The 18240-nt window shown below is 27.4% G+C and carries 25 protein-coding genes and 1 pseudogene; 24 read left to right on the top strand and 2 right to left on the bottom strand.

Going from position 1 to position 18240, the window contains the following annotated elements:
• The first annotated feature begins 4 nt into the window (after positions 1-4).
• The 16 genes and pseudogenes from ACYUDJ_RS18750 to ACYUDJ_RS18675 all read left to right on the top strand — a co-directional run bounded on the left by ACYUDJ_RS18750 (position 5) and on the right by ACYUDJ_RS18675 (position 10554).
• Positions 5-376 (top strand): hypothetical protein, encoded by a 372-nt coding sequence (locus ACYUDJ_RS18750; protein WP_460289885.1) that lies wholly within the window; start codon positions 5-7, stop codon positions 374-376.
• Positions 369-491, top strand: a complete 123-nt coding sequence (locus ACYUDJ_RS18745; protein WP_460289884.1) for an XkdX family protein — start codon at positions 369-371, stop codon at positions 489-491. The genes ACYUDJ_RS18750 and ACYUDJ_RS18745 overlap by 8 nt, the downstream gene beginning before the upstream one ends.
• A 159-nt stretch (positions 492-650) precedes the next feature.
• Positions 651-1004 (top strand): hypothetical protein, encoded by a 354-nt coding sequence (locus tag ACYUDJ_RS18740; protein WP_460289883.1) that lies wholly within the window; start codon positions 651-653, stop codon positions 1002-1004.
• A 55-nt stretch (positions 1005-1059) separates the two neighbouring features.
• Positions 1060-1479 (top strand): phage holin family protein, encoded by a 420-nt coding sequence (locus tag ACYUDJ_RS18735; RefSeq protein ID WP_460289882.1) that lies wholly within the window; start codon positions 1060-1062, stop codon positions 1477-1479.
• Positions 1480-1517: 38 nt separating this feature from the next.
• Positions 1518-1961, top strand: a pseudogene (locus tag ACYUDJ_RS18730) (lysozyme); the annotation flags it as partial.
• On the top strand, positions 1947-2450 hold the full coding sequence (locus ACYUDJ_RS18725; RefSeq protein ID WP_460289929.1) for a peptidoglycan-binding domain-containing protein: 504 nt from the start codon (positions 1947-1949) through the stop codon (positions 2448-2450). The pseudogene ACYUDJ_RS18730 and the gene ACYUDJ_RS18725, both read left to right, overlap by 15 nt.
• Before the next feature lie 96 nt (positions 2451-2546).
• Complete coding sequence (locus ACYUDJ_RS18720; protein ID WP_003491814.1) at positions 2547-3230, top strand: helix-turn-helix domain-containing protein; 684 nt, start codon at positions 2547-2549, stop codon at positions 3228-3230.
• A complete protein-coding gene (locus tag ACYUDJ_RS18715) occupies positions 3176-4120 on the top strand; it encodes an IS3 family transposase (protein ID WP_143927007.1) in 945 nt (314 codons plus the stop codon). Before ACYUDJ_RS18720 ends, ACYUDJ_RS18715 begins: the two co-directional genes overlap by 55 nt.
• Before the next feature lie 300 nt (positions 4121-4420).
• A complete protein-coding gene (locus tag ACYUDJ_RS18710) occupies positions 4421-4855 on the top strand; it encodes a DUF6932 family protein (protein ID WP_460289881.1) in 435 nt (144 codons plus the stop codon).
• Positions 4852-5793: a hypothetical protein gene (locus ACYUDJ_RS18705; RefSeq protein WP_047403965.1), complete on the top strand. Its 942-nt coding sequence runs from the start codon at positions 4852-4854 to the stop codon at positions 5791-5793. The genes ACYUDJ_RS18710 and ACYUDJ_RS18705 overlap by 4 nt, the downstream gene beginning before the upstream one ends.
• Before the next feature lie 546 nt (positions 5794-6339).
• Complete coding sequence (locus ACYUDJ_RS18700; protein ID WP_460289880.1) at positions 6340-6546, top strand: helix-turn-helix transcriptional regulator; 207 nt, start codon at positions 6340-6342, stop codon at positions 6544-6546.
• A gap of 216 nt (positions 6547-6762) precedes the next feature.
• Positions 6763-6942 carry a hypothetical protein gene (locus tag ACYUDJ_RS18695; protein ID WP_076231630.1) on the top strand — a complete coding sequence of 60 codons (180 nt, stop codon included), beginning with the start codon at positions 6763-6765 and terminating at the stop codon, positions 6940-6942.
• 303 nt (positions 6943-7245) lie between these two features.
• Positions 7246-7620 (top strand): hypothetical protein, encoded by a 375-nt coding sequence (locus ACYUDJ_RS18690; RefSeq protein ID WP_460289879.1) that lies wholly within the window; start codon positions 7246-7248, stop codon positions 7618-7620.
• A 10-nt stretch (positions 7621-7630) separates the two neighbouring features.
• Positions 7631-8008, top strand: coding sequence for a hypothetical protein (locus ACYUDJ_RS18685; RefSeq protein ID WP_460289878.1), 378 nt, complete (start codon positions 7631-7633; stop codon positions 8006-8008).
• 12 nt (positions 8009-8020) lie between these two features.
• Positions 8021-10381, top strand: a complete 2361-nt coding sequence (locus ACYUDJ_RS18680) for a hypothetical protein (RefSeq protein ID WP_460289877.1) — start codon at positions 8021-8023, stop codon at positions 10379-10381.
• Between the two features lie 35 nt (positions 10382-10416).
• A complete protein-coding gene (locus tag ACYUDJ_RS18675; RefSeq protein ID WP_460289876.1) occupies positions 10417-10554 on the top strand; it encodes a hypothetical protein in 138 nt (45 codons plus the stop codon).
• Between the two features lie 49 nt (positions 10555-10603).
• Here ACYUDJ_RS18675 and ACYUDJ_RS18670 read toward each other — a convergent pair whose 3' ends face one another.
• Both ACYUDJ_RS18670 and ACYUDJ_RS18665 read right to left on the bottom strand, forming a co-directional pair.
• Positions 10604-10882, bottom strand: a complete 279-nt coding sequence (locus ACYUDJ_RS18670; protein ID WP_460289875.1) for a helix-turn-helix domain-containing protein — start codon at positions 10880-10882, stop codon at positions 10604-10606.
• A 122-nt stretch (positions 10883-11004) separates the two neighbouring features.
• On the bottom strand, positions 11005-11202 hold the full coding sequence (locus ACYUDJ_RS18665) for a helix-turn-helix domain-containing protein (RefSeq protein ID WP_003483768.1): 198 nt from the start codon (positions 11200-11202) through the stop codon (positions 11005-11007).
• A 957-nt stretch (positions 11203-12159) separates the two neighbouring features.
• Here ACYUDJ_RS18665 and saoT point away from each other — a divergent pair.
• The 8 genes from saoT to saoA are packed head-to-tail and all read left to right on the top strand — an operon-like array spanning position 12160 to position 18190.
• The gene (saoT, locus tag ACYUDJ_RS18660) at positions 12160-12420 is read left to right on the top strand and encodes a thioredoxin-like (seleno)protein SaoT (protein WP_003483328.1); all 261 of its coding nucleotides are present in this window, start codon (positions 12160-12162) and stop codon (positions 12418-12420) included.
• Positions 12420-13511 (top strand): efflux transporter SaoE, encoded by a 1092-nt coding sequence (gene saoE, locus ACYUDJ_RS18655; protein ID WP_003483331.1) that lies wholly within the window; start codon positions 12420-12422, stop codon positions 13509-13511. The genes saoT and saoE overlap by 1 nt, the downstream gene beginning before the upstream one ends.
• A gap of 15 nt (positions 13512-13526) precedes the next feature.
• Positions 13527-13991 carry a Cys-Cys-COOH (seleno)protein SaoC gene (gene saoC, locus ACYUDJ_RS18650; RefSeq protein WP_003483333.1) on the top strand — a complete coding sequence of 155 codons (465 nt, stop codon included), beginning with the start codon at positions 13527-13529 and terminating at the stop codon, positions 13989-13991.
• A gap of 17 nt (positions 13992-14008) precedes the next feature.
• Positions 14009-15109: an ABC transporter substrate-binding subunit SaoX gene (gene saoX / locus ACYUDJ_RS18645; protein ID WP_003483334.1), complete on the top strand. Its 1101-nt coding sequence runs from the start codon at positions 14009-14011 to the stop codon at positions 15107-15109.
• Positions 15110-15136: 27 nt separating this feature from the next.
• Entirely contained in the window at positions 15137-15850 is a 714-nt protein-coding gene (saoL, locus tag ACYUDJ_RS18640; RefSeq protein WP_242651459.1) for a MerB-like organometallic lyase SaoL, read from the top strand.
• 8 nt (positions 15851-15858) lie between these two features.
• Positions 15859-16665 (top strand): ABC transporter substrate-binding (seleno)protein SaoB, encoded by an 807-nt coding sequence (gene saoB, locus ACYUDJ_RS18635; protein ID WP_242651460.1) that lies wholly within the window; start codon positions 15859-15861, stop codon positions 16663-16665.
• Positions 16614-17432 (top strand): ABC transporter permease subunit SaoP, encoded by an 819-nt coding sequence (gene saoP / locus ACYUDJ_RS18630; protein WP_239591058.1) that lies wholly within the window; start codon positions 16614-16616, stop codon positions 17430-17432. Before saoB ends, saoP begins: the two co-directional genes overlap by 52 nt.
• Positions 17432-18190 carry an ABC transporter ATP-binding protein SaoA gene (saoA, locus tag ACYUDJ_RS18625; protein ID WP_003483343.1) on the top strand — a complete coding sequence of 253 codons (759 nt, stop codon included), beginning with the start codon at positions 17432-17434 and terminating at the stop codon, positions 18188-18190. Before saoP ends, saoA begins: the two co-directional genes overlap by 1 nt.
• Positions 18191-18240 lie beyond the last annotated feature (50 nt).

Raw genomic sequence — 18240 nt, 5'->3', positions numbered from 1 at the left:
AGATATGAAATATTTATTTTATAAAAAAGAAACAGATATAAAAGCAGAAGTTAGATTAACTTATAAAGTAGAACCACCAGACTATATGCTTAGTGATGGCAATTATGTAGTAGTAGATGATATTTTACCAAAACCTGAATTAAAAGACAACGAGCATGCAATACATTATATAAATCCAAAAACCAAAGAACAGACTTATGAAATATACACAAGGGAAAAAACTAATGAAGAAATTTCACAAGAATTACAAGTAGAATTAAATGCAAAATTACTGAAAGATAATGCAAAGATGCAAATAGAACTAAATAAACAAAAAGAATTAAATGCAGATTTATTATTAAAAATAGCACAATTAGGAGGTAATGCAAATGCTTAGTTATATTAAAGAGTATTTTTTAATGGGATTATATGTGGAAGAAGATTTAGATATTTTTATACAAGCAAAATGGATAACTATAGAAGATAAAGAAAATATAATTAAGACACAATAGATAATTAATGCGACATAATTTAACTTAATATATAAAGGCAAAGTAAGGACTATAAATATTGTAGTCTTTTTTATTTTTAATAAAATTATTAGAAACCTCCCAATTTTTTTTAAAACGGAATAACAACTATATATAACAGTAAAATGGGAGGTTATTCTGATGAATAGACTTAATAATTATTTCACTTTAACTTTGCACACACATATTTCTTTAAACATTTGTAAGGAACAGAAGAATATAATAAAAAAATCTACAAATACACGTAATGTAAAAATGTTTGTAAAGGCTTTAAACAATTTAACAGAGGCTTTGCCTAAAAATCAGGTATTGACATGCATTACCCACTGTAAAATAATTAAGAGATTAGAAAGGAATAAGAATATAAAAATAATAAAAATAATAAAATTTCCTGTAGAAATACCTTTAATTACTGAAAAATTACAAATAGGCAATAAAAATAAATTACTAGAAAAAGAAGAAATTTACTATATTAAATTTATTATAGAGGAGTAGTTTTAAAGCGTGCAATTATTATTGTACGCTATTTTTATAGAAGGAAGGTTAAAAAATGAAATGGGATAAAATATTAAGCACAATAATAGCAAGCGTAGGAGCTTGTGCAAACTATTTCTTCGGAGGATTAGATATGGCATTAAAGACATTATTACTACTTATGGTTCTAGATTATATAAGTGGATTAATTTGCGCAGTCAAAGACAAGAGTTTAAGTTCTAGTGCAGGATTTAAAGGCTTGGCTAAAAAAATAATAATACTTATAATTGTTGGAGTTGGGGTGTCTGTAGATAATGCTACTGGAGCACAAGGCATGATTAGAAGTATGGTTATATTTTTCTATGCAAGCATGGAAGGGATAAGTATATTAGAAAATGCTACTAAAGCAGGTGTGCCAGTACCAGAAAAATTAAAAGAAATGTTAGTGCAACTTAGGGAAGGGAATAAAAAAGAAATTAAAGAGCAGAGCAAATAGTTCTGTTTTTTTTATTTTAAGGAGGTAAGATTATGGGGTTAGTAAGTAAGCAATGTGTTGAATTTGTAAAAAGATTCGAGGGATTTTATCCAAAGCCTTATTATGACATAGTAGGGGTAAAAACTCTAGGCTATGGCATGACAGGAAAAGAAATAGAAGGACTATTAAGTGTAACAGAACCTCAAGCAAGTATAATGTTAGAGGATTTATTAAATAACAAATATGCCACTCCTATTAAACAGGATTTAGATAGAAGAGGTGTTAAACTTAATCAAAATCAATTTGATGCTTTGGTTAGTATGGCTTATAACGTAGGTTATGCTGGCGTATTAGGTTCTACATTATACAAAAATATATGTAACGGTATAAGGGATAAAGCAACTATTACAGCTAATTTTGAAATGTGGAGTATGGCAGGCGGTGAACAGGTCTATGGATTATTAAGAAGACGTAGAGAAGAAGCTGCAATGTTCTTTGGTAGTGGTAATGCTTCAAGTGGTTATTCATCTTTCAGTTCTAGTATCGGTGGAAGTTATTATAATGTAAAAGAAGTACAAAATATGTTAATTAAAATCGGTTATCCATGTGGAAATGCTGGTGCTGATGGGATATGGGGTAATGATACTTATATAGCTGTTAAATCCTTTCAGAAAGACTGTAATTTAAAATGTGATGGATGGGTAGGTAATGATACCTACCATAAAATTGAAGCTGAATATAATAAAAAAATGGGTATAAAACCAAAACAAGAAATTAAAAAGGAGGAATTTGATATGGATAAAGTTGTATTATATTTTGGCCCTTTAGACGCTTTAAGTGCGGTATTAGTATCTCAAAAGTATCAGTGTCCTATGATGCTAAAAAAGGATTTTGAAGATAAAAAATTAAAGGCAAAAGAAATAATAATTATAGGTGGTAAACCTGGAACAGATAGATATGATTCTTTTAAAGATGCTGCTAAACTTTTATAAATAAAAAAGAAGGTACTCTCTTTTATGATATGCTCCCTTATAGGTAGACAAGTAAAATAATAAAAACTTGTTTGATATAAGGAGGGCATATTTTTTATGGGAAGAAAAGCTAAAACACCTTTTGAAATTATGTATCAATGTGTTCTTGATGTAAAAGAAAATGGAAAACCTGCTTATCAAGTTGCAAGAGAAATAGAAGTAACTCCTCGGTCTGTTTTAAATTGGATCGCCAGATATGATTCATTAGGAGTTGATGGATTAAAAACAATCACCCAAAATTACACTTATTCTTCTGAGTTGAAACAAGTAGCAGTTTTGGATTATTTAAATGGCAACGGTTCTCAGCTAGATATATGTAAAAAATATAAAATAAGAAGTTGTACTCAACTCCAAAGCTGGATTATGAAGTATAATAGTCATGATAAATTAAAATCTTCTACAACAGGAGGAAATAGTATCATGACTAACGGGCGTAAAACTACATGTATAGAGCGAGTAGAAATTGTTAAATATTGCATAGAACATGAAAATAATTATACCGAAACTGCAATTAAGTATAAAGTATCTTATCAACAGGTTTATACATGGCTTAAGAAATATGAATCAAAAGGAATTAAAGGTCTTATTGATAAAAGAGGTTGTAAAAAGGCAGAAAATGAAATGTCTGAAATTGAAAAACTTCGTATGGAAAACAAACTTTTAAAGGCAGAAAAACGAAGAGTTGAATTGGAGAATACTTTCTTAAAAAAGCTCGAAGAGATAGAAAGGGGGCGATATTAAGCCAAGTTCAAAATGAAACAATCTATTTGGCAATTCAAGAAATACATAACACTAAAATTTGTACTATTTCAGAATTATGCAGAATTGCTGGAATATCACGTTCTGCTTATTATAAATGGCTTAATAGAAAAGAAGGTGCAAATGAGCAATTTAATAAGTCTTTAATACCATTAATCAAAGATGCATATGAAGAAAGGAATGGTATTTTAGGTTACCGTCAGATGACAATAAAGCTTAATAGAGAAAATAATTTTCATGTTAATCAAAAACGTATTTATAGATTAATGCAAATATTTGGTTTGAAATCTGTATGTAGGAAAAAAAGGCGAACTTATATAAAATCAATACCAGAAATAACTGCCGAAAATGTTTTAGGTAGAGAATTCACAACAGATAAATTCGGGAAAAAATGGTTAACTGATGTAACTGAATTTAAATATGGTGCAAGCAATAAAGCTTATCTTAGTGCAATCTTAGATCTTAGCGATAAAAGTATTGTAGCTTTTGTGCTCGGACATTCAAATAATAATGCACTTGTATTTGAAACATTTGATATAGCTCATGCTCAATATCCTGAATCCAAACCCATATTTCATAGTGATAGGGGATTCCAGTATACATCCAGGATGTTTAAAAAGAAATTGGACGATGCAGGAATGACACAAAGTATGTCTAGAGTTTCAAGATGTATTGATAATGGACCAATGGAAGCTTTTTGGGGTATGCTAAAGTCAGAAATGTATTATTTAAATACTTTTAACACTTATGAGGAATTAAGAGAGGCAGTTGAAGAATATATAGATTATTATAATTCTAGTCGTTATCAAAAACGTTTAAATTGTATGACCCCTTTAGAATATAGAAATTACTTACAGAAAAAGGTAGTATAAAAATATCCCCAATCACTTTTGATGATTGGAGATAACATCTTTTTATTTTTTAATGTGTCTACTTGACAGGGTGCTATTCATTAATGGAAGTACCTTCTTTTTTATTTTTTGGAGGAATTTTAAAAAATTTGTAGAATAACATACAAAGGATGAAAATATTAACATTTAATATATAAAAAGAAACCACTGCTGATTGCCGTCAAAGTGGTTTATAAAAATCGACCGTATTTATAAGTTTTACTACCTCTATTATAATGTAAAATTCTTATGAATACAATACTTATAAGATGGAGGATTAATATGGCAATACCTGATTTTACGATTGAAGGAATTTTGCCAATGGGTATATATGATGCATCTTTAAATAATATTAAAGAAAAATTTTGCTCAATTGGTGATGTAAGTAAGAGAAATAAATTATATAATATCTTTATAAGGTATTTAGAATGTTTGAAAAAACATAAAGTTGAGTTTGAAGTTTATTTAGATGGCAGTTTTGTAACTAATAAGGTAGAACCAGGAGATATAGATGTATTACTTTTTTATGATAATGAATATTATAATGATAGGTGGGAAGAATTAATATTCGATGATTTAGTAAGAATAAAATTTCCAGGCATTCATGTGTTATCAGCATTTTTAGAATCAGATGGTAAAGATTTTACTTTAGACTTTGCGCATGATGTTAGTGATAAACCAGGGCTCAGAAAGGGATTAATAAGGGTGATATTATGATAAGAAATGATGAAGAAAAGAGGTTTGCTGAAGAAAAAATACACAAATTAGAAAAGATAATAGTATCATTAAAGACACAATTAATGCCCGAAAGAGAAAAGCAATTTAAAGCCATGGCTGCTGTCTATGTTAGGATGATTAGAGAAATAAGAGAAGAAATAGAAGAATATACTGGTATGGAGATTTTTAATATAAAAAGAGATGATATAAACATCCATATAGAAGGACCAGTTATAGGCTATGGATCAGCACCAATAAGTATAATATCTAGTTATTTAGAAAAATTAAAAACAACAATACAAAACTATTACATGGTTATAAATGAAATGGAATGTAGGCGTGTTCCTAAAACTATTTCAGAATTAACAGATTTTAATTTAAATGCTTTTCAACCAGGGAGTATAAATCTATCTATATCTTTACCTTTACCTAGTCATCAAATATCTTTGTTTGAAGAAACAAATATACAAAAGGCGTTGGAAATATATTTTAATGTTCTGAAATGGACATATTACAATGATGAGAGTTATATTGAGAATATAGATAAAGATATAAAAGAAAGATTATTAATTAATGCATTAAGAACTCTTCCTGATGATAAGAAGATTGATAGAATAACTTTTTCAGGTAAAATGGTTCAATCGAATGAAAAAATAGTTGTAAATCATAATACTAAGAAAAAAATTAAAACAAAAATAGAAGAGGATAATGATAAAGAAGAAATAATCTCCATTAAGGGTTGTATACGAGGGCTGGATTTAGATAAACTTACATTTATTTTAAGGGATTCAGATATAAATACTAATGATATTAAGTGTAAGCTAACTGATGAAATAGTTACGGACATGAAGGAATATTTAGATTCTAGAGTGATTGTAAAAGGTGTAAAGAATACTTCAGAAATAATTAAAGTCAAGTATATTGAAATCATAGAATAAAAATTTATTTATTTACGAATACCAAACATCAATAAAATTATTAAATTAGCAAAATTAAAATAAAAATACAAAAGAACCCTAATAAACAGGGTTCTTTTGTATTTTTATATTGGTGCTAAGTATTGGCTTATTTCTATTATATCCAAGGTATGGATATTTTAATCATATAAGAAACGTTTAAAACATTAGGAAAATTAGTATAAATAAAAATCTTTTAAATACTAATATAAAATAATTTGTTAAAAAGTTTGAATAAAATAATTTAATAAGGCTAAAATATAAATGCAATGTAAAACAATTTGACAAGGAATAATTTAATAATGTACGGCATAAATGTGATTATACCGCACATTAGAGCTATAAAATAGTTATGATGATTTTTATAATTATTTTTATGTTCATTATTAATCCCTCCTTAATATTTGTGTTGCATGTAATAATATTATTGGAGAGACTAATCAAAATTATGTATTTTCTATAATAGCAAATAAAGGATTTCCACCCCATTCCTAGAATAATTACATATACTGGAATGGGGTGGTGCATGTGAATCTTAAGAATAGATTTTTGGAAATACGATTAAAAAGAGGATATAGATTTGCTAAAGATTTTGCAGACTTTTTAGAAATTAATAGTCAACAGTATAGCAGATATGAGTCTAATAAAAGCCAGCCTAGTTTAGAAGTAATATATAAGGCAGCTAAAAAATTAAATATGTATATAGAGGATATAGTTTATGAGGAAGAACAGTAAGAACTGTTCTTTTTTTATTTTTAAAAAGATTAATTAATCAAATAAAAAACTTTTTAGTATAAATTATAGATTAAGTAGTCAACTTTTTGTGTATATGTACATATAAATATATTAAAAGAATGAAAAATACACACAAATATGTATACAGAACTTTAACTATAAGTAATGAATATTAATTAAATGTGTGTAAAAGTAATTAAAAAGGAGATGTATATTTTGGCTAAAAGAGTGCAAGTAAGTTTTAAGGAAGATGAAAGAGATCTTAAATTATATGATTATGTAATGGCTGAAAGTGATAAGAGTTGCTTTGTAAAAAAGGCTATAGAATGCTTTCTAAAATGCAAAAGTTTGGGAAGTGAATTTAGACATAATTATGAAGATGAAATTGATATATAGGGAAAAAATAAAGCCCAACCAAAAGGTTAGACTTATCCCATGTTGCTAAAAGTGAACTTCATTTGCTCTCGCTACACTGCGTTACACTTCTAGCTTATGCTATCAATTTTTAAAATGTTACTATTTTATATAAAATCAATTAATGTTTACAAATAATTAATAACTAATATAAGAGTATAAGCACACCATTTGCTATAACATATGCACCAGCAGCAACTAAAAAACCTGTGAACATTAAAAACACTTCCCTTCACTTATATATAATATTTCCAATTATAAATCAATTTATTCAGGAGGATTAGAATGAAAATTGCTTTTATGTATTGCAAACGTAAAAACAATAGTAAAAGAAAAAAATTATTAAAAACAATGGGGAAAATAGCTTTAATTATAAATTCAATTATTGTAACTCAATGTATTTTGCCTAATATAGTTTTAGCTAGTGCAGATGATGCAATAAATTCTGCCAATAACATAGGATTTGAAGTATGGAAAGTTATAAAAACAGGTGCTATGTGGATTATGGCCGGATTTGCAGTCAAAGATATTCTGGAATCTCTAAATGATGGAGATCATAAGGCTATAGGTAAAATATTATTTAAATATGGTTTAGCTTTTGGGGCTATAACATTTTTAATTAAATATTTCTTATGGATAGATGCTATTTCAAAAAGATAGGAGGATATTTATGAACATATTAAACTTATTAACATCAATAGCTCTATATGGTGAGTTGGAAAATACACCAACAACTCCATTAATAGATGGTAATAATCTACCAGGAATGAAATCAGCACAACAATTTTTTAATAAAACAGATTCTATTGGAGAAAATTTAAAAATATTAGTTGATAATATAAGTACTTTTAATGATTATTTTTGGCACCCAAGCCATTTATTAAAACCTATGTGGCAAAAATTAGATCAAAATTCTATGAATATATTTTTATTTATAGCATTAGTTGGCTTTTTATCTTATTCTATGGGATATAAAAAAGGCAGTAAAATAACTATAGGCAGCATGGCTGGATATTTCATGATTAAATGTTTATCTAAAGTAATTTAAGGAGGAAATAGAGTGTTTAAATTAACTTTAGACGATTTTAGGAAAGTTAGAAGTATAAAAATAAACGACTATTTTAAAATAATAAAGCCAACTTATACTTATCTTAAAATTACACCGGATACATCAATTCGTAACTATAACTCAGCGACTATTGCTAAAACAATTCAAACTTTACACAGAACTATTACAAATAGAATACACAAAGAAGCAAAAATGTGGACTTATGAGTGTCCAGCCAAGGTATCTTTTTATATTTACATTGAGAAGAATAATGTTGAATTTTATTTTATAGTCCCAACTAGATATGAACAACTAATGAAAGAAAAGATAAGTGCTGTATGGGGAAGAGCTACAATAGAAACTGTAGAAGATATTCCTCAATTTGATAAAGACTGCTTCAAACATCAACTTGTTTATGCCAAAGAAGATGCTTTAAGTCTAAATTTAGATAAAAAATGTAATGAACCTTTAAACAGTATATTTAATGTCCTTGATATAATGCATGAAGGTGATAAAGTAGGCATTTTTTATAATTTTATTCCAACAGGACAAAGATCCTGGAGAAAAGAACACGATAGAACTATACAAAGGATAAGAGAAAACTATCCAGTTGATAAGGAAAAGTTTAATTTTAGTTATATATTAAAAGTAACAACTAATTTTATTTTAGATATGATAAATGAACTTGCAGATGCTATAACAGAATTTCTAGGAGGAAAGACAAAACAAAAAACTACTTTGACAGAAGTTGCTGTAACTTCACTTATGCTAGACGATAAGAAAAAATTAACAACATCTACAGTTAATAAAAAAGAAGCAACTATATTAAATACACAAATACTTGTTATGAGTGAAGCAAATGATTCGTCTAATAAACGAAATAATGCTATAGCTGTTATGAATAGCTTTAATACCATAAGCAATGATAATGAACTTATATATAAGAAATCTAAAACAGATTTTAACCCAACAGATTTTACATTAAAAAATATTGAAGTTAATAAGATGAGTACAGATGAATGTCAAAATTTTTTAGAGCTACCAGGAAAGGATTTATTACAAAAGTATAGCAGTGTTAAAAAAATAGATGTTTTAGAAACTGAAATACCTTCACAACTGCAAAATGGTACAAAGAGATTAGGCAATCATACTTTCAAAGGTAAGAATCAAATAGCTTATTTTACTACAGATAGAGATTATAAAAATTTAGCATTTGTTTATGTTGGGCCTACTAGAAGTGGTAAAACAACAGCTTTATGTAATTTATCTCATGATAGTTTAAAAGTTGGAGAGTGTGTAGTGGTATTAGATTTTATAGAAAACTGTGGATTAAGTGAAGATATAAAGAAGTATGTTCCAGGTGAAAAAATACTTGAAATAGATTTAAGTAATTTCAAAGACTTAGAAGGGTTAGGATATAATGAATTGGATATTGAAACAGAAGAGCCTTTAGAACAATACAATAATGCTAAGCTTAAAACTAATCAATTGGAGTATCTAATTAATTCTATTAATGATGATAGTGATTTAAAGGCAAGAATGGAAAGATATTTAGATGCAGCGGCTATAGTTGTTTTTATTAATAATGGTCCTATAAAAGATGTTTTTCAAATATTACAAGATCATATATTAAGGTATGAGTATATTCATAAAATCCCAGAAGAGCAAAAAGAAAATGTAGAAGAATATGTTTTAGCATTACAAGAATTGGATGAATGGAGCAAGGGAAATAAAGATAACACACCTGAAGTAATAGGAACTAGAATAAGTTATGTCCAAGGAATACTTAATAGAGTTAATAAGTTAAAGAAAAATACAGTACTAGAACTTATGCTTAAAAAGGATACTAAAGATAATATTAATTTAGCTGATGAAATACAAAAGAATAAAGCTATATTTATAAGAATGCCTGAGAATAGATTTGGGACACCTGAAGAACGTGATATTATAACTACTTATTGGCTTACAAAAATATGGCTAGCATTACAAATGAGAGCTGCTAAGATACCTAATAGATATAATAGAACAACAGTAAATATCATTACAGATGAATTAAACCAATTAAATAGCTCTCAAGTATTTGTAGGTGAAAAGCTTAGTCAATGTGCTAAATTTGGTGGTAAGTTCATAATATCAACAATGTACATTAATGAACTAAAAATAAGAGAAAAGTTAAGAACTGCTAATACAAGTTATATTTTAATAAGTGGATCAGATAAAACAAATTACAATGAATTAAAAGAAGAGTTCCAACAACAAGGTTTTACACTTGAGGATTTATTTAATTTAAAAAGGCATTACTCTTTAAATTTAATTAAATATGAAAATGGGTATTGGGCAGGTATTACAAAATTACCACCACCAATGCTATAATAGGCTAACTTTAAATTTATTTATAGGAGGTATATATGAAGGCAGAGGATATAGAAGTAGAGGTAATAATGGGAGAAAATACTCCCAATATAATAACAGAGGCACTTTTAAAGTTATATGATAGCAATGCAGCAAAAGTGTTAAAGCTAGATGAAGAAGAAAAGCAGTCTTAAACATAATAAAGAACTAAAAAACTCTAAAGGGTTAACCTCTAGAGTTTTTTTATTTATGCTTATCTATTACTTTTATTAGATCTAATAATAATTCCTTATTCTTTTTATCTTTTAGATTTAAATTATATCTTTCTTTTGTTCTACCCAATAAATAATCTAAACTTACATTAAATATATCCGCAATTTTTACTAAGGCATCTATAGTAGGTTCGTTATCTCCCTTTTCATAACTATATACAGCTTGTTTAGTTATATTAAGTAACTTGCCAAGTTGCTCTTGTGTCATTCCCTTTTCTTCTCTTAATTCTTTTAACCTATCTCCGAACAAAATAATCCCTCCAAGTGCTAATCTAAACTTATAAACTAAGTGTAGATTATCCATTTACACCAGAAGGGCAAAATAAAATTATTATTTATTTTTTATAATGTAAAGTAAAGTTGTAATTTACTTTAATGGTAAAAATATAAGAAAATATCCACAGGGTCTAATTCTAGCTCTATAGATATTTTTTTTATTAAGCCTATAGTTATATTTTTATTGTATTTTGCATTACTTTCTAACCTACTAAGATAAGATTGTGTTATATCTAGCTTTTTAGCTAAAGTTTTTTGCGACAAACCTTTTGTTTTTCGTGCTTTTTTCAACATTATATTAATTATATCCCTTGATTTTTAAAGTTTTTCAATTGATTTTATTTTTACATAATTTATTAAGAAATAAAACAATCAAATTTTACCAATGGTAAAAACATGTCGAAATATTCCTGTCAGGAATATTTTTAGGTGATATAATAAAAATGGTAAATGAAACCACATTATATAATGAATTATAAAAGTTAACTTATACTAATAGAACAAATGTTCTTTACATTAATGGTTAAAAATGCTAACATTATAATAAGAAGTTTACAGATAGGGGAGTTGTAATATGGAATTAAACGAAGAAATAAATAAGATAATTGCAGGGCTAGAGTATAAAGAAGCAAAGAAAGTTCTTAATGATATTTTAGAGGAAATCGAAGAAAAAAAGAGTGCCGATTTTTTTTAGCACTCTTTCCCACATCTTTCCCACATTAGTTTTAGAATGATACAGTATAATAAAGTTTTATATAATGTTTAAATAAAGCAAAGCCAATAGTTACAGTAATATATAGGTTTATTCAGTATGCTTCAATCCGAATCCGGAGGTCGCAGGTTCGACTCCTGCTGGGCGCACCATAGGATAACTAAATAGATAATATAAATATTTAAAATCAAGACTTAAAATATTAAGTTCTTGGTTTTTTTATTTTTATTCAAAATCCAATGCTAAATATTGTGAGAGTAATATAAACTAAATAAACAGTACAATTAGTTTGTAAAGTAAACAAAATTAATAATAAGAATTAATTTTTATTATTAAAATATTCATAATATTTGGTAGTATATGAAGGTATTGCAGCTTAAAGAGGTGATGTTAAATCATCTCTTTTTTCTTATTTATAAATAAAAAAGTAATCTATAAGTTTTATTTATAGATTACATGATTCGTATCTTTATTACAAATAACTACATAAGTGGAAATATGTTATCATAAAAATGAATTAAATTTTAGGAGGAATTTTTATGAAAAAAATTTTAGTAGAATTCGTAAACACTTGTCCATGTTGTGATGAGTATTCAGAATTTGTAAAGGAAGTGTGCTCAAAATACTCTGATGAAGTAGAGTGTAAAATTTATTATGCAGGAAAGGATATAGATTATATTAAAAAGTATGGGATGATATTAAAAGGAACCTTAATAGTTAATGAAAAGAAAAAAATAGACAAGCTATCTAAAGAAATAATAGAAAGTGAAATAGAAAAGGCTATTGGTGATAATAAGTAATGATTATCTATTACATAAAAAAAATATTGTTAACCTCAATAAATTTATTAAATGGTGCATCTACGTGGCTTATATTTAGTTTTATATTAGCTGGATTATTACATAATATTTTAGCACCAGATAAGTTTCAAAAAATGTTAGGTAATAAAAAAATTTCATCTCTGATTAAAGCAACTTTATCCGGAATGTTGCTTCCTATATGTAGTTGTGGTGTTATACCTTTAGGATTAAGCCTTTATTATTCTGGTGCCTATTTAGGACCTACATTAGCATTTATAGCATCTACACCTATAATAAATCCTATTGCTGTTTTTTTATCCTATGGTCTTTTAGGACCTAAAATAGCTACTATATACTTAGTAGTAGGTTTTACAGTACCATTAATAATTGGAGTAATAGGGAATAAATTGGGGGGACCTGAACTTAAAGCCCCTGGAGTAGAAGAACAAATTCAAAAAAGAATGGAAGAAATAGAATTAGAAGAAGACCAAACATCAATATTTGAAAAAATAAAAATGGGGATTCTGTGGTCTTTTAGTGATGTGGCTGTAGCTGTATCAAAATATGTAATTCCAGGTATGGTATTGGCTGGAATACTTTTAGTTCTCGTACCACAAGAATTTATACAACAATACTTAGGATCACCAAACGCAGTATCTATTTTAGGAATAGCAGTAATCGGTTGCATTATGTATGTGTGTGCGGTAGGACATATACCTTTTATTGCTGCATTAGTAGCTAGTGGAGCAGCCCCTGGTGTAGCCATAACTTTTTTGATGGCAGGAACTGCATCAAATTTACCGGAACTTATAAGTATTGGAAAGTTAATAGGTAAGAGGACAGTAGTTATATATACTACTACATTAATAGCTTTATCTTTTATTGTAGGGTATTTTACAAATATTATATTACCTAACTTTGAACCTGTTATTAGTTTTGATAGAACTCAAAATACTATAAAGGCTGCTAATAAATTTATTTTTGCAGCACCAGAACCTATGAAGTATGTTTGTTCATTAATTATGTTTGTATTATTTTTAAAAGCTATGCTTCCTAAAGTAAAAAAGATAAGTAAAGCAATATCAGCTTAATAAAGGTGAAGATAAATGAGAAATATTAAAATATTTTTTGTGTTTGCAATAGTATTTTTGTTATTTGGTTGTTCTAGAAATGTTAATGAACTTAAACAAAGCAAAAATATAGGAGTGAAAAGTGATAATGAAAGATTACTTTATTTTCAACACAAATACAAAGATAAAGAAGTTTTAAAATGTGCAGAGAAAGATTTAAATAATGATAATAAATTAGATTTAATTGTTATTTATAAAGAAGATAATGATAAAAATTCTATGGTAGTTGTATTAAGTGATAAAGAAAAATATAAGATTACAAATGAAGTTTCAGCACCCATAGAAAATCAAAAAATAGAATTTAAGGATATAGATAAAAAACCACCAATAGAGTTTGTAGTATCAGGATCTAAAAATGGAAGTTTTGGATATGCAATTTATAGAATAGAAAAAGGTAAAATAATAAATCTATTTGGAGAAGACATGAAAGATTGTTGCTAATTTAAGGAGGACTAAAAATGAAAAAAAGAAAAATAATAAGTTTATTATGTACATTAGTTTTAGGAACAACATTAATTGCTACAGGTTGTTCTAAAGAAAGTAAAGAAACTTCAGCTGAAAAGGATAAGGATTATGCAGTAAACCTAGGCTATTATAATTGTGATCATATGACCTCTGCTTGTGTTGCTAAAGATGCGGGTATATTTGATAAAATGGGACTAAAAGTTAATGTATCAGGAAATGGAAAAGTTCCTCAGGCCATGGCAGCAGGAAAAATGGATGTAGGATATATAGGATATGCAGGATTAATAAGAGGATTAGCAAAGGGATCACCTATAACTGTTGCAGCTAATAATCATTTGGGTGGATCAATGTATTTAGTTGTTTCTAATAAAATAAAGGATCCTAAAGATTTAAAAGGTAAAAAATTAGGAATAGGAACAAAGCCTGAAGAAAGTGAAACCTGGTTAATGTGCGCTAAGAAGTTAGGAATTCCTACGGAAGGCAAAAATTATGATTGTGTTGAATTTGGATCAGACAAAGATGCATATTTAGCATTAAAAGCAGGTAAAATAGATGGATTTACTTGTTGCGATCCATGGGGATCAATGGCGGAATATGAAAAGACAGGTCATATTATTGCAACAGCAGATAAAATTGTTGGAGAAGATAAATGGGGTGAATGTTGTGTTTACTCTATGAATACAAAATTTGAAAAAGAACATCCAGAGCTAGCTAAAAAAATGATACAAGCTCATGTAGAAGCTATGAAATATTGTTATGAACATCCAATAAAAGCAGCAAAAATATTTGCTAAAAATTATCAAGTCCCAGAAGAAGTAGCTATTATGACAATTTACAAAAAAACTGTAGGTGAGGGAAGAACTATAACTTGGAAAATGAATGATGATTATTTTAAAACAGAAATAGATACTTTAATGAAATATAAATTAATAGAAGAAGAACCTGATTATGATAAATTAATATCTAAAAAAATATATGAAGAAGCTAAAGTAGATGATTTTGATAAATTTATAAAAGAAAATGTAGATTCAGTTTTCCCAGTAGGAATGAAATATGAAGAGTGGAAAGTTAAAGCTATGGAAATAGATAAATAGGAGTTCAGGTAGAAAAGGGAGTAATATATGTTAACCTTAGAGAAAAATAACTTATTAGATAAAGAAATAGATTTAAATGTTATTAAGCATTATGAAAAGGAAAGATTGATTATAAACAGTATAGATTCAAAATTATCTTATTTAGAAAAAAAAGTAAGAATATATATAATGGACTATATTATAGAAGAAAAAAGACCTTATAATTTAAAAAATCTAGACTATAACTTTATTCGTAATATTGGAGTAACAAAGGATGAATTTATAAATATAGTATTATCGTTAAAAAATAAAAAAGTGTTAGTTATGGATGAAAAAGAAAATATAAATTTTATTTATCCAGTTAGTGCCTTTGATACTAATTATAAAGTTAAATTAGAAGATGGTAGAGAAATAAATGCTATGTGTGCAGTTGATTCTATAGGAACAGCTTTTACATTTAAACAGAATATAAAGATAGAATCTAGTTGCATTATGTGTAATGATTCTATAGAAGTTATTATTGAAAATGGTGAAATTAAAAAATGTATACCTGAAAATTTAAGAGTACTACATGTAGATTTAAATAAAAATAATAGTTGGGCCTCTAGTTGTTGAAATATAATGTACTTCTTCTGTAGTGAAGAACATTATAGAAACTGGGTTAAAGAATCAAATATTGATGAAGACAATATATTTTGTTTAGATATCAAAGAAGCTGTATGTGTAGCGAAAATGTTATTTAGTGTTACTGATTTAAAATAGGGATGTATATGAAATATTTAAAAAAAATTATTATAACTTTAACTATATTAATAATATTTATTTTAGTACTAAATAAATTACCAGATGAATCTTTAAATTCCAAAATAAAAATTGGAGTTTCAGATGATTCATCTGGACTTGTTATAAATTATATGATTAATAATAATAGATTAAAAAATGCAGATTTAGATGAAAATTTTGAACCATATTTTATAAAGGACTGCTGAGGTAATACTTCTCAATGGGCTTTAAGCTCAGATGTTTTAGATATAGCAATAATGTGTCCAGAAGCAGCTAAAAATTTAATTGAAAATGATGATAGATTTGAAATAATATGTCCTTTAGTTAGTAATTCGGACATATTTGTTTTAAAGGATGAAAATAAAATTAAAAAAATAGCCATGACACAAAATAGATTTTATCAAGAAAAAATTATTAAAGATGAATGTGGAGAAAAAGTACAAATATATCCGATGATATATTCATCTTTGCCTTATGCATTGGAAAAAGGTAGGGTTGATGGGATTATAATAGATTCAATAAAAGCATTAAAGTTAAATGGACAAAAAAAAGCTTTAAGTATAAATAAAAATTATACAAGCTATGTATTAGTTATTAAGAAAAAATTTAAAAAGGATAAAAAATTTAAAGAGTTTATAACTAATTATAATAAGTCCGTTATGGAATTAAAAAGAAAAGATAGAATTAAAAACTCTATAGAAGATTATAAAAAAATTAACTTATCTAATGAGGAGGTGGAACAATGGCTGAAATTGAAAGTAAAGTTCTTTCTAATACCTCAACAGGAATATTAAAAGAAACCAGTAAAAATAAGATTAAAGAATTAATGTACAAATTAATTATGATGGTTATTTTAATAATAGTTTGGTATTTGTTAGCAGAACATTATGGTAATGAATTAATATTACCAACACCTAAAAGAACAGGAAAAGCTTTTATAAAGTGTTTGACTAGTAGTGAAATTATGACCAATTTACTTATTACATTAAATAGGGTTTTAAAAGGTTTTATGTATGCCATGATAATAGGCGTTCCATTAGGTCTTTTTATGGGAGCTTTTAAAATGGCTAATAATCTTATAGGAGGATTTATAGATTCCATAAGGCAAGTTCCTATAATGGCATGGGTTCCTCTTACGATTGTATGGTTCGGAATAGGGGACGGACCTACCATATTTTTAATTACGTTTTCAGGAATATTCCCAGTAATATTAAATACTATAGCTGGAGTAAAAAATATTTCTAAAGATTATTATAATGCAGCTAGAAGTATGGGAGCAGGCCCTTGGAGCATATTTAGTAATATAATATTACCAGCTTCTATACCTGATATATTAACAGGAGCTAGAATAGCTATAAGTGGAGGATGGATGTCCGTAATCTGAGCGGAGTTTATAGCAACGAGTGCCGGTCTCGGTTTCTCTATGGTAGAAGCTCAAACAAAAATGCAAACAGATATGTTAGTTGCATTAATGATATTAGCAGCTTTAATTGGATTCTTTATAGACAGGGGACTACTTCAATTAAATAAGTTACTTACTAAGTGGAGGTATGTTCAATAATGAGGTTAGAAATAAAGGATGTTAGTAAATCTTACATAAATAATAAGAAAAAAAATAAAGTTTTAGATAATGTAAGTTTTAATATAGAAGAAGGAGAATTTGTAACATTGCTAGGTCCATCCGGTTGTGGAAAAACAACGCTTTTAACAATGATTGCAGGTTTTCATAATTCAGATTCTGGTGAAATAATTTTAAATGATAAGAGGGTAATGAAACCTGGTCCAGACAGAGGCTTTGTTTTTCAAAATTATGCATTATTCCCATGGATGACTGTAAAAGATAATATAATGTACCCTATGAAACAACAAAAAATTCCTAAAAAGGAATCTATAGATAGGTTAAATTATTTATTAGAGATGTCTAAGCTAAAAGGAAAAGAAAATTTATACCCTAATCAATTATCAGGTGGTATGAAACAAAGAACTGCAGTAGTAAGAGCACTAGCCAGTAAACCAGAGGTATTACTTATGGATGAGCCTTTGGGTGCTATAGATTTTCAAATGAGGCAAATGATGCAAGAAGAGTTAGAAAGTTTATGGTTAAAGGATAAAACTACAGTTATAATGGTAACTCATGATGTTGACGAAGCAGTATACCTAAGTGATAGGGTAATTGTTTTTGCAGCTAAGGGAGGAAAAATTATAAAAGATATGAAAATTAGTTTACCAAGACCAAGAAATAGGGATAACCATAAATATCTAGAATTAAAAAAGGAATTAACTAATATATTAAAGGATTCATTAAGCCAAAATTTATAAACAGAGTTCTTGGCTTCAGAGGGAGTTTTTACTCCCACTTTGAAGAAGAT

Source organism: Clostridium sp. CTA-6 (assembly GCF_054768115.1).
Note: the sequence above shows the minus strand (reverse complement) of the source record. Positions and strands in the feature narration are given on the sequence as shown.